The 16,640-nt window shown below is 37.9% G+C and carries 14 protein-coding genes, 1 tRNA gene and 1 pseudogene; 9 read left to right on the top strand and 7 right to left on the bottom strand.

The window, feature by feature from the left end:
- Positions 1-7 precede the first annotated feature (7 nt).
- Both B9T28_RS08375 and B9T28_RS08370 read left to right on the top strand, forming a co-directional pair.
- On the top strand, positions 8-589 hold the full coding sequence (locus B9T28_RS08375; RefSeq protein ID WP_086203531.1) for a DUF4112 domain-containing protein: 582 nt from the start codon (positions 8-10) through the stop codon (positions 587-589).
- A 28-nt stretch (positions 590-617) separates the two neighbouring features.
- Positions 618-980: a DUF8817 family protein gene (locus B9T28_RS08370; RefSeq protein ID WP_086203530.1), complete on the top strand. Its 363-nt coding sequence runs from the start codon at positions 618-620 to the stop codon at positions 978-980.
- A gap of 55 nt (positions 981-1,035) precedes the next feature.
- Here B9T28_RS08370 and htpX read toward each other — a convergent pair whose 3' ends face one another.
- A complete protein-coding gene (gene htpX / locus B9T28_RS08365) occupies positions 1,036-1,941 on the bottom strand; it encodes a protease HtpX (RefSeq protein WP_086203529.1) in 906 nt (301 codons plus the stop codon).
- 125 nt (positions 1,942-2,066) lie between these two features.
- Positions 2,067-2,909 (bottom strand): lytic transglycosylase domain-containing protein, encoded by an 843-nt coding sequence (locus tag B9T28_RS08360; RefSeq protein WP_434057128.1) that lies wholly within the window; start codon positions 2,907-2,909, stop codon positions 2,067-2,069.
- A gap of 561 nt (positions 2,910-3,470) precedes the next feature.
- On the opposite strand from B9T28_RS08360, the gene ttcA reads away from it, so the two are divergent.
- The gene (ttcA, locus tag B9T28_RS08355) at positions 3,471-4,379 is read left to right on the top strand and encodes a tRNA 2-thiocytidine(32) synthetase TtcA (protein ID WP_086203527.1); all 909 of its coding nucleotides are present in this window, start codon (positions 3,471-3,473) and stop codon (positions 4,377-4,379) included.
- Positions 4,380-4,600: 221 nt separating this feature from the next.
- The gene (locus B9T28_RS08350; protein ID WP_086203526.1) at positions 4,601-4,984 is read left to right on the top strand and encodes an SCP2 sterol-binding domain-containing protein; all 384 of its coding nucleotides are present in this window, start codon (positions 4,601-4,603) and stop codon (positions 4,982-4,984) included.
- A 74-nt stretch (positions 4,985-5,058) separates the two neighbouring features.
- Here B9T28_RS08350 and B9T28_RS08345 read toward each other — a convergent pair whose 3' ends face one another.
- Entirely contained in the window at positions 5,059-6,171 is a 1,113-nt protein-coding gene (locus tag B9T28_RS08345) for an MltF family protein (RefSeq protein ID WP_086203525.1), read from the bottom strand.
- A gap of 350 nt (positions 6,172-6,521) precedes the next feature.
- Between B9T28_RS08345 and greB the strand changes: the two genes are divergently transcribed.
- A complete protein-coding gene (greB, locus tag B9T28_RS08340; RefSeq protein ID WP_086203524.1) occupies positions 6,522-7,016 on the top strand; it encodes a transcription elongation factor GreB in 495 nt (164 codons plus the stop codon).
- 90 nt (positions 7,017-7,106) lie between these two features.
- A tRNA-Ser gene (locus tag B9T28_RS08335) sits at positions 7,107-7,196 on the top strand.
- A 268-nt stretch (positions 7,197-7,464) separates the two neighbouring features.
- Here B9T28_RS08335 and B9T28_RS08330 read toward each other — a convergent pair.
- The 4 genes and pseudogenes from B9T28_RS08330 to B9T28_RS08315 form a co-directional block, all read right to left on the bottom strand.
- Positions 7,465-7,674 (bottom strand): hypothetical protein, encoded by a 210-nt coding sequence (locus tag B9T28_RS08330; RefSeq protein WP_086203523.1) that lies wholly within the window; start codon positions 7,672-7,674, stop codon positions 7,465-7,467.
- Positions 7,675-8,069: 395 nt separating this feature from the next.
- A pseudogene (locus B9T28_RS08325) lies at positions 8,070-8,561 on the bottom strand (IS5 family transposase); the annotation flags it as partial.
- 108 nt (positions 8,562-8,669) lie between these two features.
- Entirely contained in the window at positions 8,670-9,662 is a 993-nt protein-coding gene (locus tag B9T28_RS08320; RefSeq protein WP_086203687.1) for an ABC transporter substrate-binding protein, read from the bottom strand.
- Between the two features lie 3 nt (positions 9,663-9,665).
- Positions 9,666-10,253: an ANTAR domain-containing response regulator gene (locus B9T28_RS08315; RefSeq protein ID WP_086203686.1), complete on the bottom strand. Its 588-nt coding sequence runs from the start codon at positions 10,251-10,253 to the stop codon at positions 9,666-9,668.
- 519 nt (positions 10,254-10,772) lie between these two features.
- On the opposite strand from B9T28_RS08315, the gene B9T28_RS08310 reads away from it, so the two are divergent.
- Genes B9T28_RS08310 through nirD form a run of 3 tightly spaced genes read left to right on the top strand, consistent with a single transcriptional unit; the run spans position 10,773 to position 16,395 of the window.
- A complete protein-coding gene (locus B9T28_RS08310; protein ID WP_086203522.1) occupies positions 10,773-12,152 on the top strand; it encodes an MFS transporter in 1,380 nt (459 codons plus the stop codon).
- Between the two features lie 35 nt (positions 12,153-12,187).
- The gene (gene nirB / locus B9T28_RS08305; protein ID WP_086203521.1) at positions 12,188-14,734 is read left to right on the top strand and encodes a nitrite reductase large subunit NirB; all 2,547 of its coding nucleotides are present in this window, start codon (positions 12,188-12,190) and stop codon (positions 14,732-14,734) included.
- Positions 14,735-14,760: 26 nt separating this feature from the next.
- Entirely contained in the window at positions 14,761-16,395 is a 1,635-nt protein-coding gene (gene nirD, locus B9T28_RS08300; protein ID WP_086203520.1) for a nitrite reductase small subunit NirD, read from the top strand.
- The last annotated feature ends 245 nt before the right edge of the window (positions 16,396-16,640 follow it).

Genomic DNA, 16,640 nt, shown 5'->3' with positions numbered 1-16,640 from the left:
AGCAAAGATGGGTGCAGAAAAAAAATTATCTACGAAAGAAGTGATTAAATTAGAACGTGATTTGGCAAAGTTTGCCAATATGATGGATTCCGTTGTACGTATCCCTTTTACCAAACAGGGGGTCGGTGCTGACGCGGCATTGAGTACTATTCCGATTGCTGGCGATGTTGCTGGGTTTATATTGACTTGTTATGCCATCTATAAAGCCAAACAGATTGGTGTCCCGCAAGCAAAATTGAATGGTGTTATGAAACTGGCAGTCATGGATGGACTGGTGGGCTGTATTCCAATTGCTGGCACACTATTTGATATTTTTATTCGCCCAAGTCGTAAAGCTTTAGATGTGGTACATGAACATATACGGATTGAATATCAAATTAAAACGGACGTCCATGTTATGCATCCTTTTTTGCATGAAAAATTAGAACAAAAACAGTTGAATTCATCATTTTGGCAGAATCCAATTGTGGCATGGTTATGGCTGCATATTCCTGATATTTTGGGGCTAATTGTTTTAGTTTTGCTTGGTTTTGCATTATGGTTTGGAATCACAACCGTATGGCATTGGTATCAAGGAATGCATTTTTAGCATTTAATAAAATATAGAGTTAGCAAGCATGCAAGATTATATTTCAGCAAATTTACCAGCCATTGATTTTGATCAAACACGCCAGTTTTATGCATTTTTAGGTTTTCAATGTAGCGATCAATCTCAAGAGTGGATGATTATGCAAAGAGGGTCTTTGCAACTGGAATTCTTTCATCATCCTCAGCTCGATTCAAAAGACTCATGGTTTAGTGCCTGTATTCGCACACAGGATTTGGCATTGTTATTTAATCAATGGTGTGGTTTGGATTGGGCACAATATCCCAATGCTAAAATCACGAACATTGAACACCTAAATGAAATTGATCTGTTCTGTGTGATTGATCTGAATGGAAGTTTATTGCGTTGTATTCAATTAAAACAATCAGCTTAAAATAATAAAGTCCCCAACCGGAGACTTTATTATTTTGAACATCAATTAACTTTTATTAAGGTAAGTTAAGTTGACGTAATGCAGCAACACGCTGTTCAATACTTGGATGTGTTTGGAATAAAGCAGCCAAACTGAAGCCTTGTTCTTTACCTTCAGCAATCGCAAAGGCTTTCATTTCTTTTGGCATTTGATCAGGCATGTCAGATTCTGCTTGTAAACGTAATAACGCAGAAATCATGGCGTCTTTCCCCGCCAATTGTGCACCAGCTTCATCTGCACGGTATTCGCGATGGCGTGAGAACCACATCACGATGGCAGAAGCCAGAATACCAAAGACAATATCTAATACGATGGTGATACCGAAATAAGCCAATCCAGGTGCTTCGCCATCTTCACGACCAAAAACGTTACGGTCAATAAAATCACCGACAATACGTGCGAAGAACATTACGAATGCATTGACTACCCCTTGAATAAGTGCAAGTGTCACCATATCGCCATTGGCAACGTGACCGATTTCATGGGCAAGTACTGCACGCAATTCATCTTTATTCATGCGTTCTAATAGACCAGTTGAGACAGAAACGAGCGCATCGTTTTTATTCCAACCTGTCGCGAAGGCATTTGATTGATATGATGGGAAAATACCCACTTCAGGCATATTAATGCCAGCACGTTGAGATAATTGAGCAACCTCTTGTAATAACCAAACTTCGGCTTGGCTACGTGGAGCATTCGGGTCAATCAGCTCAGTACCTGTGGTTTTCTTTGCCATCCATTTTGACATGAGTAACGAGATCAGTGATCCCGCCATACCAAAGACCAAACAGATGACCATCAGGTTGCCTAATTTTAGACCGCCAGCGCCGTGGTAACTACCAACACCTAATAAAGATAGGATTATGCCAGCTACAACCAGAACCGCGAGGTTGGTTAGCAAAAACAAACCAATCCGCATCATCGAGTAATTCCTCTTATAAAATATTTAATAATTCGATTTATAGAGCATAAATCATTTATTTAATATGCGGTCTGTCTCTAAAAAATTCAACAACAATCGTAAAAATCGATGCTTGAAAATAGAATTTAATTAGAAATTGTGATGTGAGCTGAAGCGGTAGCATGGCTAGTCGAATATGAGCCTGATGGTGCATCGGTAAAAGTACCATCAGAGGCAACAACAATGTTTCGTTGCGAATATTTTGCTGGAGTTATCGAGCTATTTTTATGTTTGGTTTGTGAGGTTTCTCGTTGAGTGCTCGCCATATCATTATTCGAGTTTGAGTTCTCTTGATTGGATTGGGCAATTATTTGTCCAGTTGAGGAATTATTGCTGACTTGACCTAAGCCACTCGAATATAAATTGGAGTAGCGACTAGAAACACGGCGGACATAATCTTGAGTTTCTCTGAATGGAGGGATGCCACCATATTTATCGACATTACCTTCACCCGCATTATACGCCGCTAAAGCGAATTGAGTATTGCCATTAAACCGTTTTAACAGCCAACTCAGATATTTGGCACCGCCAAAAATGTTCTGTTGTGGATCAAAGGCATTGGATACTTTGAAACGCTGTGCCGTGGCAGGCATCAATTGCATTAAACCTTGTGCACCGACAGGTGAGCGAGCATTGGAGTTAAAGCCTGACTCCGTATGCATGACTGCTTTAATTAAACCTTCAGAAACACCATGCATTTGCGCGGCTTGACGAATAATGTGATCAAATGCATTTTTGCTTCGACTATAACTCGGCAACACAGAGGCTTCAGATGCTCCCCAGTTGCTATAACTATGCATATTACTATCAGGATAATAGGTTTTCTTTTCGACTTTTAAATTACCGTATTTACTTTTTTTATTGGTGAGAAGTGTGGTGCCGTTAGAATCTTGAAGTTGGTAGATTGTTTGACCGGCAAGCGTATGCATTGAGAATGATGTAATACTCAATCCCCCGAAAATACAAAATAGTGAGCTTTTTAAGAATATTTTCATTGTAGTAATTTATAGAGTCATTCACGCATATATTTTGAGTTTAGCAAATTATTGTAGTTAGCAAAACTGTGAATTGTTTTTTAACAATACAAATAAAAAAAATCAAGTCTTAATCGTTGGCATATTAAGCAAAAAAAATATTAATTTATTTTTTATAAGCATTGCTTGACTTGGTTAAGTTGTTGAAAAATATTAATATAAAATGATGGTTAAAAAATGATCAATTTAAATGGAAAGCCCATTGTAACGGGAGTATTCTTTGTCAAGCCCCAAAGAATCCACAATTTTATCCACAGCTTTTGTGGAAAACTGTGGAAAAGTCCAAAAGATAAGCGATTGGTGTGAAAAATGAACAGCTGCGTTCTTTTTTAATCGTTTAACAAGACGGGAAGATGACGAAGTCAATTTAAGTTGTAAAAATAAAAATTCTTTAGATGCGATTAAGGAACGAATCAGCTAAAATTACGCAGTATTTTTTTTATGGTTAATTCGTCTATGTACTCGCCAGTTGAGTCCGAACAAGGATTTAATTTTAAACCAGAATTGCCAACAAGTTCGGTATATCATCGCTTATTGAAAAAACTTCGTCGTCAGGTTGGTCACGCTATTCGTGATTATAAAATGATTGAAGAAGGTGACAAAGTCATGGTCTGCGTGTCTGGTGGTAAAGACAGTTACACCATGTTGGATATTTTGTTGCAATTTAAGCGTATCGCACCGATCAATTTTGAGATCGTGGCTGTCAACTTAGATCAAAAGCAACCGGGTTTCCCTGAAGATGTTTTGCCAAGATATTTGGAAGAGAACAATATTCCCTATTATATTTTGGAAAAAGATACTTATACCATCACCAAACGACTCACGCCTGAAGGTAAAACATTCTGTGCGGTGTGTTCGCGCTTACGTCGTGGTTCACTTTACGGTTTTGCTCAAGAAATTGGGGCAACCAAAGTGGCGTTGGGTCATCACCGTGATGACATCATGGCAACATTCTTCTTGAATTTATTTCATGGTGGTAGCTTAAAAGCGATGCCACCTAAATTACTTTCAACGGATAAAAAGAATATCTTGATTCGTCCACTGGCGTATGTGGAAGAAAAAGATATTATTAAATATGCTGAATTACGTCATTTCCCGATTATTCCATGTAATTTGTGTGGTTCTCAGGAAAACTTACAGCGTGCCATTATTAATGACATGTTACGTGAATGGGATAAACAACATCCGAAGCGACTACACAGTATTTTTGGTGCGATGCAAAATGTATCTCCATCACAATTGGCAGATCGTGATTTATTTGATTTTGAAGCGTTAGATGCACAACGTGAATTTGATATGAAATCTGACAGTGTTGAACTGAAAAATCGTTTAGATGTGGTGAATTTGAGTTTATCTGCGGATTGATCATTTTTGCCAATTTTTTGAGCACATTAGGTACTCATATTGATTGAGTACCTAATTAAAAAAAAGATAACGATAAAATCAATAATGAATGAACAGCGCGTACAAAAAAGTTTAGCCTAAATTAAAATTATCGTGCTATAACAATGGGCAAGCGAAAATGCTTCACCATATAATGTTGTTCGGATAGACAACACACTGAATAAATAATTTGAGGAATGAACATGCCTGCATTTTTAACTGATGATTGGTTTTCAACTGTCGAAAAATTAACGGCTGATGCTGGCGATTTAAATTTGCCACCTGCATTGGCTGGTTTAGCGATTAATTTAGTCGTTGTCGATGCAGACGGTAACAAAGAGCTAGCTTTAGATGGCGGTAAAATCGTTAAAGGTACTTCTGCAAACGCTAAAACTACGTTGAATATGGATGCTGATACTTTACGTAAAGTATTCTTAGAGTTTGACATGGCTGCTGCAATGCAAGCATTTATGACAGGCAAAATTAAAGTTCAAGGTGATATGTCACAATTGATGGCTTTACAAACAGCTAAGCCTAGCCAAGAACAAAAAGATTTATTTAAGAAAGTACTTGAGCATACTGCTTAATTACCCTTAAAACAAAAAAAGCTTAGCGGAAATCGCTAAGCTTTTTTTTTTGCATATTGAGTAACAGCGTCAGTCTAAATTTCTAATAATTTAGGATCGCTTTTAATATGTTCTAAATACGCACGTATACGTGTCACATAGTGAATTGCTTGTTTATAACGACCATTTTGTGCTTGATTACGGGTTAAATACTCATAAAAGTTTATCCAATTATTTGGATCTTTACCTTGAGCTTTAATCCGCTTTTGAACGCCATCCACAGCACCTGGACCCATATTGTAAGCCACTAGAGCAAACCAATGACGGTCAGGATTCGGAATATGAGAATATCGGCTCAGCATCATATCAAAATATTTAGCACCACCCTGAATACTTTGTGCAGGATCAGTACGATTGCTCACACCCATGGCTTTAGCCGTTTGGTTGGTTAACATCATAATGCCACGGACACCTGTGGGAGAAACAGAGTCTGGTTTTAAATATGATTCTTGATAACCCATTGCTGCAAGAAAGTGCCAATCGAGATTATATTGTTGAGCGGTCTTTTTAAAGCTCGCCTGATAGATTGGCATACGATTACTTAAATCGCGTTGGATGATATTCCAATCATCTTTTTTAACCACGTTACGGTTATAAAAAGAAGCCAGTTGCTGAATGGTCCCATTTTGTTTGCTTTGACAAACAAAACCACTCGCCGTTGCTGTAAGAGGGTCATCTGCATGTTTAAATACCCAGTTTAATTCGGTATTTAAGCCATTTTTTTTCAGGCTAGTAAAATCACCACACGTTGCTGAGAATGAAGTTAATTGCTTCGCTTCAACAGTTTGCATTGTTGCCGTGGTGATTGCAAAGTTAGCTTGACCTTGTGCAACCATTTTTAATGCCGTGGCATTATCTGGGACAGTTTTAAAATCTAACTTAACATTCAAGTTTTGTGCATAGTCATTGACTAAATCATATGCAAATCCATGTTTATATTGTCCATCCTTAAATACAATGCTCGGATTGGCAACAGCAACAACGGTCAATTTACTTGAATTAACTACGGCGTTATATTGATTGGTTTTACTTGCATTAATACTATAGAAAGGAATTAATGCGGTGGATAAAATCAAGGTTTTTAGGGGGAGAGAGTTAAAAATAGAGTTAAGGCAACGCCTCGACCCAGAAAGTGAACTACTGCGCATGTTGTCTCCGCTACAAGTAATTTAGTGCCCTACAAAATCGAAGCAAAAGCTGCCTAGACTTTTTCAAGTTGATAAATTCAATAAGGGTGGGCATTCATGAACGTCATTCAAAATGACATATGGATATTGTGTAGTAAAACTACAGAATTGAGAAATAAATAAGCTAAAACATGCGCAGATAATAAAGGCGAAAAATAAAATTGTCAAATTTTGTACAGAATATTGTATTGGTGCTTGATGTAATTTATTGATTTATATTGTTAATTTATTTTGTGTCGCGAGGCGTATACAAATGGTGTATAAAATATATCGAGTTGTAATCCGTCGTCATTTTAATTGTAGTTTTGATCATGAAATCTAACTTAATCACACGTTCTGGGCATGATAAATTAGTCGCAGAATTACAGCATTTATGGCATGAAGAACGTCCTGAAGTAACCAAGAAAGTGAACTGGGCAGCGAGCCTCGGTGATCGAAGTGAAAATGCAGATTATCACTACAATAAACAGCTTTTAAGAAAAATTGATCGCCGAGTGCGTTACTTAGGCAAGCGTTTAGAAGAGCTTAAAATTATCGATTTTTCACCAGAGCAAGATGGGAAGGTTTATTTTGGTGCTTGGGTTGAGATTGAAAATGAGCTGGGTGAACAAAAAAAATTAAGAATCGTGGGGGTAGATGAAATTTATGACCACCATCCACAGCATATTTCAATTGATTCACCTATAGCGAGAGCATTATTGTCAAAACAAGTAAATGATGAGGTTGAAGTGACGACACCTTTGGGTAAAAAGCAGTGGTATATCAATTCAATTTTTTATGACAAGTCTGAAGTTCTAGGAAATTAAGCTTTTTTGTTTTTATTTTGAACATTTAGTATCAAAATAATATAAAAGTATTTGCCAAGTGGGTATTTTATTTATATGATAGCCGCCATTGGAAGCGTGGCAGAGCGGTTTAATGCACCGGTCTTGAAAACCGACGAGGGTGTGAGTCCTCCGTGAGTTCGAATCTCACCGCTTCCGCCAAATATCTAAAATCCCTTGTATTATTACAAGGGATTTTTTTATGTCTATACTTTTGTCTCATATAATAATCTACATAAAATTTTGGATTGAAATAGACTAAAAAAGACTAGATTAGATAATTCATTATGTGAGATTCAATTAATTGGTATAAGAAAGACTACAAACAAACTGACAGATACAATAATGGATAACTGTCAGATCAAGTTTGAACTAGTACAGGTTTACTTAGTACATTTCATTTTAAATAAATTTGTAAATTATTTCTTATTTAAAATTTATACTTTTCAGTAGTTTCATCATCAATTAGAGGGTGGTGGAATTCAACTTTGTGTTCTTGTAGGGTTTCTTTAAATAATTCATTTAAAAAATATGCTCTAGCTAAGAGATTTTCTAATTCCTTGATATGAGTTTGTAAGAGTAGCGCATCATTTTCAATTTTGGCTGATATTTTTTTATAATCGGCTAATTCATTTTTCAAATTTTTAATATGTATAGCTGATTTGTCTAGTTTGTTTAGATGTTCAGAATCTAATTCTTGTTTTTCATTTTTTTGACTAAATACTCAATGATATTTTCTTCAGGGCTATAGTTGTTTTTTTAAAATTGGATAGAAAATTTGCGGTTTCTTTGTCTAAATAATACTGCTTTTAACTTTATTTTTGTGCTTTACTTTTTTCTTGAAAGTACGGAATTTAGCTTTCAATTTTTCATAACAGACTGGCGTAACTTGGATTGGCACGTTATTAATCAGCACACTAATATTAAATTCGGGTATATGTCTGATGCACGTATATACTTACTTGCATTTTTAGCCATTGCAACATATTGCGGCAACTATGGTTTCAACTTTTGGCTACCGACTATGATTAAGGATAGTGGAGTTTGATCAAATAAATCTTCGAGCACCTGTGAATCACTGACATTGTTTGTAGTCAACTGAACAGCGCGTATTTGCAGGGTTTTAGCATTTACGCCATTGGCGACGATATTCAGGCTGATGCTTCTTATGTTTCCATTCTCTCTCACCTTAAAAACTTCAAGCCGGTGGAATCGACGGGTAGATGAAGTCCATCACTGCTTTTTTGATAACTAATCGCAATATCAATATGCTTTTGTCTTCTATAGAGGGTGGAATAATCTGGCGCTGCCCAATTCAAACCACATAGTTTAATAAGGCTTTGAAGAAAGCTTGTGACCATACATAAAGAGAGTCGAAATAGAGATTTAATCATGAGCTAATATTGAATAGCTGCATCAGAATAAGTTTGATTTTGTCCTTTTGTCTGGGCATACCATTGGGTGGTAGGATCAAACCAAATGGAGATGTTTCCTTTATTGATCAGACTTGCACAGTATAGTGCTCATGTAGGAAGACCAATTAGGTGCAGGCTTATTTATTTGAGAATTATATTGGATAAGCCCCTAATGATAGTTTTATGCAAAAAAGTCGTATTTAATACTTAAAGTTTATGTTTAAGATGGCGTCAAATAACAACTTTTAGCAATACGTGTTATTTCAGCAGGTTTTAAAGTAACGTCATCCCATTTGATCATTTGTTCAATGAGCCAATAAAAATCATCTATTTTAGGTGTTGCAGAATCTTTGACTAAATGACGAATGATATTTTGAATGGAATAATATTTCTCTACATAAAGGCTTTCTGAGCATTGGAATTGAATGATATTAAATTCAATTAATAGTTGCCAAACCTCATCAAAATCAACCATATTTTTTAACTCTTGTTGAGCTTTAACAATTGCTTGGGTAATGGCTTTAAGTGTATTTGGATGTTGTGTGGCCCAGTCTTGAGTGAAAGCTAAAACTTTATCTGCGATGTCAGGGATAATTTCCTGACTTGAAATGATGAGTTGGCTGATACCTGCTAATTCCCCTTGAGTATTCCAAGGTTCTCCAACACAGAAACCATCAATTAAGTGTTTAGAAATGGCTTCGACCATATAGGGTGGGGGAAGTGTTATGAGGTTGCATTGTTGAGCAGTCTCATGATTTGCAAGTGCTAGCCATTGTCGTAGACAATAGTGGTGTATAGATTGTTTAAATACATTTGCCAATCGTATCTTCTGTCCAATTTTCATGGCTAGAACAATTTTTTGCGCAGATTGTTCAGCAGAATCTTGGTGAGAAATATTGAGTTGATGACAAAGCTTTTGGCTGAGTGAAATAAAAGCACGATTTTGGCTCAAGACTAAATTGGTTTGTAGTGGAATACCGAGTTGATCCTCACCTAACGCTGCTGCAGGTAACATGGCTGATAAACAATGGGCAACATCTAAAATGCCAAAAGCCAAACGATCTCTTAAGCTTGCCCAAGAAGCTTCTTTGATTAAACTGACTTCTAATCCCAGTTCATCAAAAAAACCTTGCTGTTTTGCCCAAAGTATTGCAATACAATCGAGTAAAGGAATATAGCCGATTTGGATTTTGGTTTTTTCTAAATCTGTCATCATCTAATCCTTCAATTGATTTTGTAAAAGTTGTTGAGCGTCTAGTAAACGACGAGCCATTTCACCAATGGTCATACGGTGGCTCATGGCATTTTTACGCAATAACTGAAAAGCGTGTTCTTCGTTTAAGCTATGTAATTGCATCAGTAAAACTTTGGCTTTTTCGACATCTTTGCGGTCAGCTAGTTTATTTTTAGTATCTTCAAGATCAGTCATTAATTTTTTATGTTTTTTGAATTGTTCAATGGAAATTTCTAAAATACTTTCCAATTTACTTGGATCAATACCATCCACAATATACGCAGTGACTCCTGCATCTATGGCATTTTTAATCGTATCTTTATGGCTATTCTTGGTGAATAAGACAGTAGGTAAATCAAACTGACTGACACAGCTTTCAATGATGTCTCGATGTGGATGATCCATGTCCAGTAAAATCACATCTGCATGTAATTGTTGTAGATCGAACATATTTAAATGATCAATTATTAGGCATGCTACGACTTCGAAGTCATGTTCGATCAGTGATTTTTTGATGTACTGCGCCCGATCCAAATCGTCATCAATTAAAGCTATTTTTAGTTTTGGCATTGGAAAATGGCTGAAACTTAAAAAATTATAGCTATAAACAAGCAAATAAGATGCCAATCATACTGTTTCTTATAAACCTTAAGCGCTTATTTGGATGGATAGAGTATTCGTTATATATTTCAATAATATAAAGCTTAAATAAAAGATTTTATACAAAATATATAAATATATAAAATTATGAAAAATAATGGCTTATGGGGTATGCATCATCATGATGCACTTGATTAGCGCAAGATGAACATTAACAAAGCATTTTAAAAGTCATCATCATTTTAATTTAAGTATCTTAAATAACTATAAAATAGAGTTTAAGAAAATAAAAAATTAATAAATATATAAAAATCAAATAATTAAAATTATATTTAAAGTATTGGCACACTAAGTGCATTATCTATTTCGAGTCAAAGACGACTCTCATAAAATTTGTAAGACGGCCAACGACGTCCGCTCTGATCGATCTGTGAATGCAATATTTGCACCGCAGAAAACCAATACGTTCAGTTCAGGTAGGAGAAGGTTATGTCTTCAAATTTAGATGCTAAAAAAGCCACAAAAATAAACCTTTTTAACTTTAACAGCGCAGCGATGCGAGCCTTCCACATGAGTTGGCTCGCTTTTTTTGTCTGTTTCTTTGCATGGTTTGCCTGTGCACCGCTGATGCCAGTGATTGCAGGTGAATTTCATCTCACTAAAGATCAAATTGCTAATATTAATATTGCAGCAGTTGCGATTACCATTTTAGTTCGTCTGATTGTTGGTCCACTTTGTGATAAATACGGGCCACGTAAAACCTATACTGCACTATTAATCATCGGCAGTATTCCTGTGTTTGGCGTGGCATCTGCCAACAGTTATGAATCCTTCTTATTTTTCCGCTTACTCATTGGTGCAATTGGTGCCAGTTTTGTGATCACGCAATATCACACAAGTATTATGTTTGCATCGAATGTCGTGGGAACAGCAAATGCAACCACAGCAGGTTGGGGAAATGCAGGTGGTGGTGCGACACAGGCTTTAATGCCCTTAATGTTAGCAGCTTTAGTGATGTTTGGTGTTGAACAGGCAATGGGTTGGAGAATTGCGCTGATTGTGCCGGGCGTATTGATGCTGATTGTTGGTGTGATGTATTGGAAATTTACGCAAGATTGTCCACAAGGCGATTTTAAAGAATTACGTGTACAAGGTATTCAAGTCGGCAGTGATAAAAAAGGCGGCATAGCGATTTTAATGCACGCTGCACGTAATTACCGCGTTTGGATTCTTTTTGGGGCGTATGCGGCATGTTTCGGTATCGAAATCTTTATTCATAATATTATTGCTTTGTACTACGTCGATAATTTTCAGTTTGGTTTAAAAGAAGCAGGCTTAGCAGCAGGGATTTTCGGTTTACTTGCCTTATTTGCCCGTGCTTTAGGTGGCATTGTTTCAGATAAAGTGGCAACAAAAAAAGGTTTGGATGGTCGTACTAGAGTGCTTTTCCTGATGATTTTGATGGAAGGTGTATTTTTGGTGGTCTTCTCTCAAATGAATACTGCTGTATTTGCCATCCTCGCAATGACTGTTTTTGCTTTATTCACGCATATGGCATGTGGCGCAACTTATGCCTTAGTACCTTTCATTGACCGTGATGCTTTAGGTGGCGTGGCAGGCATTATTGGTGCAGGCGGAAACGTCGGTGCAGTGGCAGCAGGTTTCTTACTTAAAGGAATGCTTGATATTCAGACCACACTGATGGTGTTGGGTAGTTTGGTGGTGATCGCTGCAAGTTGTGTCCTGATGATTCGCTTCTCGGTTGAGCATAAAGAAAAAGAGCAAAAACTGTTTGAAGCCGCTGTTCTTGAGCGTCGCAATCTTGAGCAGAGCCTTGCACAAAGCACTAAACAAAATCACGTAGCTTAATCGCAAAAGAATAAGAAGATTTGAGGAGAATTGAAATGAAATTAGTCATGATTGGTCATGGTATGGTGGGTCACAAATTTATCGAATCGGTGCTTGAGCATGCAGGCGATGAAGTGGAAATCACCATCCTTGCTGAAGAACCGCGTTTAGCCTATGACCGTGTGCATTTAACTGAATATTTCTCAGGAAAATCTGTCAAAGATTTAACTTTATGCCGTAGTGATTTTGCAGATGCTTATGGAATAGATTTGCGTTTAAGCACCAAAGCGGTTGCCATTGATCGTATCAATAAAAGCATTACGACCAATCATGGTGATGTGATTGCCTATGATAAATTGATTTTAGCAACAGGTTCTTATGCTTTTGTTCCACCGATTCCGGGCAATGAACGTAAAAATTGCTTTGTGTATCGGACAATTGATGACCTTGATGCTATTCGTGCTGCAAGTTTAAATGCTAAAACAGGTGTGGTCATCGGTGGTGGTCTGCTTGGATTAGAAGCAGCCAACGCATTAAGAGATTTAGATTTAGACACCCATGTGGTGGAATTTGCGCCCCGTTTAATGGCGGTACAAATTGATGATTTGGGCGGTAAAGTTTTACGTTCAAAAATCGAAAATTTAGGCGTGAAAGTCCATACCCAAAAAGCCACATCATCGATTGAAGCGGGTACATCAACCACACATGTGATGAAGTTTGGTGATGGTTCAGAGCTTGAAACAGACATCATTCTCTTCTCCGCAGGCATTCGCCCACGTGATGAATTGGCGCGTCAAAGTGGCTTGAACATGGGTGAGCGTGGCGGAATCAGCATTAATGATTATTGCCAAACCTCAGATGAAGACATTTACGCCATTGGTGAATGTGCATTATGGCAAAATAAAATTTATGGTTTAGTTGCACCTGGCTATGACATGGCACGTATTGCAGCCAAGCATGTGATGTCACAAACAAGCACTGCATTTTTAGGTGCAGACATGAGCACCAAGCTGAAATTGATGGGTATTGATGTGGCATCAGTCGGTGATGCGCACGCCATGACGCCGAATGCACTCAGCTATTTTTATGCAGATGAAGATGCCATGATTTATAAAAAAATCGTGGTGAATGCTGAAAAAACTAAACTTTTGGGTGCTGTATTGGTTGGTTGTGCCAAAGAATATAACGACCTTTTACAAATGATGCTGAATGGCTTGGCTGTTCCAGAAAGCCCTGAAAGTTTGATTATGCCGGGTTATGCCAATGCACCATCTAAAAGTAGGGGCAGTGGTGTCGATTTACTGCCTGACAGTGCAACCATTTGTTCATGTAATAACGTGTCTAAAGCAGATATTTGTTCGGCAATTGCAGAGGGTTCAACCTCATTGGGTGTACTAAAAAAATGCACCAAAGCCGCAACGGCGTGTGGCGGTTGTTCAGCCTTGGTGACACAGGTTTTAAAATCTGAATTACAGCGTCAGGGTGTGACGGTTAATAATCATCTATGTGAGCATTTTGCCTATTCACGCCAAGAGCTGTATCACTTGGTTCGTATCAATGAAATCAAAACTTTTGATGATTTGATTGGGCAGTATGGTCATGGTTTAGGTTGTGATATTTGTAAACCAACGGTAGCGAATATTTTAGCATCCTGTTGGAACGATTTTGTTTTAAAACCCACTCATGCAGGTCTACAGGACAGTAATGATTATTACTTGGGCAATATTCAAAAAGATGGTTCTTATTCGGTTGTACCACGAATCGCAGGAGGGGAAATTACCCCTGAAGGTTTAATTGCCATTGGGCAAGTGGCGAAAGATTATGGTTTGTATACCAAAATCACAGGTGGGCAACGCATTGATTTATTTGGGGCACAAGTGCATCAGTTGCCTGACATTTGGGAAAAACTGATTCATGCAGGCTTTGAATCAGGTCATGCTTACGGTAAATCACTGCGTACCGTTAAATCGTGTGTCGGTAGCACGTGGTGCCGCTATGGTGTCGATGATTCAATGGGTTTAGCCATCTTCCTAGAAAACCGCTACAAGGGTTTACGTTCTCCACACAAACTCAAAATGGCAGTCTCTGGTTGTACTCGTGAATGTGCCGAAGCGCAAAGTAAAGATGTTGGTGTCATTGCCACTGAAAAAGGCTGGAATATGTATGTTTGCGGCAATGGTGGGATGAAACCACGTCATGCTGAATTGCTTGCTTCAGACCTTGATACTGAAACTTTAATTCGCTATATCGACCGATTCTATATGTTCTATATTCAAACAGCAGATCGTCTGCAACGTACTTCGATATGGCGTGACAATCTAGAAGGTGGTTTGGACTATCTTAAAGCTGTGGTGGTTGAAGATTCTTTAGGACTTGCGATTGAGTTGGAACGCCGTATGGATCATGTTGTCGGGACTTATCAAGACGAATGGCGTACTGCAATTGAAGATCCTGAAGTGCGTAAACGTTTTATAACCTTTATTAATGCAAAAGCTGAACAACAGAATGATCCGCATATTCAGTTTGCTGCTGAACGTGGGCAAATTCGCCCAAAAACGACAGTGGAACGAGATGCAACTCGTATTCCTGTAGTGGAAGCCTAAGCATTTTTGAATAAAGGAGAATAAATATGACGATTTTAAAAGAAATGAATGCTACAGATGAATTGGACTGGATTGAAATTTGTAGTCTAGATGACATCACGCCAAATACAGGTGTGGGTGCAATCATCAATCAACAACAAATTGCATTGTTCCGTGTCGGGAATGAAAAACGGGTCTATGCCTTAAGTAATCAAGATCCATTTAGTCAGGCTTTTGTGATGTCACGGGGGATTGTAGGGGATCTACAGGGCGAACGTGTGGTCGCATCCCCTATTTATAAACAACATTTCAGCCTTGCGACAGGGCGTTGCTTAGAAGATAAAGAACAAAAACTCTTGGTTTTTCCAAGCAAGATTGAAAATGGTTGTGTTTTTGTCTGCCCGATAGCACAAAAAACCTATATTACCAACAATCCATCTTCACAGGAAAAAACCAAACTTGTTTTGGTTGGTAATGGTTTGGCAGGTATGCGTTGCTTGGAAGATTTATTGGATATGGCACCTGACCGCTATGATATTACCGTGATTGGTGAAGAGCCATGGGGTAACTATAACCGCATTATGTTGTCGCCTGTTTTATCAGGTGAAAAAACCATTGAAGATATTATGTTGCATCCACATTCGTGGTATCAGTCGAAAAATATCAATTTTATTTCCGATGATCCTGCTGTGAAAATTGATCGCCCACGGAAGCAAGTCTATACCCAAAAAGGTCAGGTAGTGGATTATGACCGTTTGATTTTAGCCACTGGTTCAAAACCGTTTATTCCTCCCATCGCTGGTTCCGAGTTAAAAGGCGTGATTAGCTTCCGTGATATTTATGATGTAAATACCATGCTTGATTATTGTAAAAATAAGAAAAATGCTGTGGTGATTGGTGGTGGGTTACTGGGACTTGAAGCAGCCTATGGTTTAAAACAACGTGGCATGAATGTGACTGTTTTGCACTTGATGGATCGGATTATGGAGCGTCAGCTTGATAGTAAAGCCAGTGTAATGCTGCGCCATAGTATTGAACAAAAAGGCATCACGATTATTACGGATGCAAATACCTCAGAACTTATCGGACAAGATGGTCACATTACTCAAGTTCAACTCAAAGATGGCACAATTTTAGATGCTGATTTGGTGGTCTTTGCTGTCGGAATTCGTCCAAATATGGCATTGGCACAAAGTGCGGGATTACGCTGTAATCGTGGTGTGATAGTAAATGACACCATGCAAACGTTTGACCCGAGTATTTATGCTGTGGGTGAGTGTATCGAACATCGTAATCAAACTTTTGGATTGGTTGAACCATTGTGGGGACAAGCCTTCATTTGTGCGACTCATTTAGCCGAACATGGTAGTTTAACTTTTAAAGCGCCAACCGTACCCACGCAGTTAAAAGTAAGTGGTTGTGATGTGTTTTCCGCAGGTCGAACTGATTTAGAAAATAGCGAGCCGAAAGAAGACTATGAAGACATTATTTTGAATGATGAAAAACGCCAAATTTATAAACGGATTATCATTCAAAAAGACAAAATGATTGGTGCTGTGTTGTTTGGTGACACCGAAGACGGTGTTTGGTATGCAGAATTGATTGCAGATCAAAGCTCAATTTCAAGTATTCGCAATAAACTACTGTTTGGTCGAGATTTTGCATTAAAACAAGCAGGGTGATTCATTACTTATCAGGAAAATAGAAGTCACGACCTCACATTTTCATTTTAAGTTAAATTTTATTTGCGTAGGTGTAGCCTCACTTTTGAGGGATCAAAAGTGACAAAAATCCTTTGTTGTGCGAGGGGTACGTCCTGTACCCCCGTCCAACGGTGGCATCCATGCCACTACACGATAGTTTATATCATCGTGAATTTAGATATTTGGGTTGATTCTAGAAAATGAAAGCAACGCCCAAATGAGTT

This window comes from Acinetobacter silvestris, from assembly GCF_002135235.1.
Classification (GTDB): domain Bacteria; phylum Pseudomonadota; class Gammaproteobacteria; order Pseudomonadales; family Moraxellaceae; genus Acinetobacter; species Acinetobacter silvestris.
Note: the sequence above shows the minus strand (reverse complement) of the source record. Positions and strands in the feature narration are given on the sequence as shown.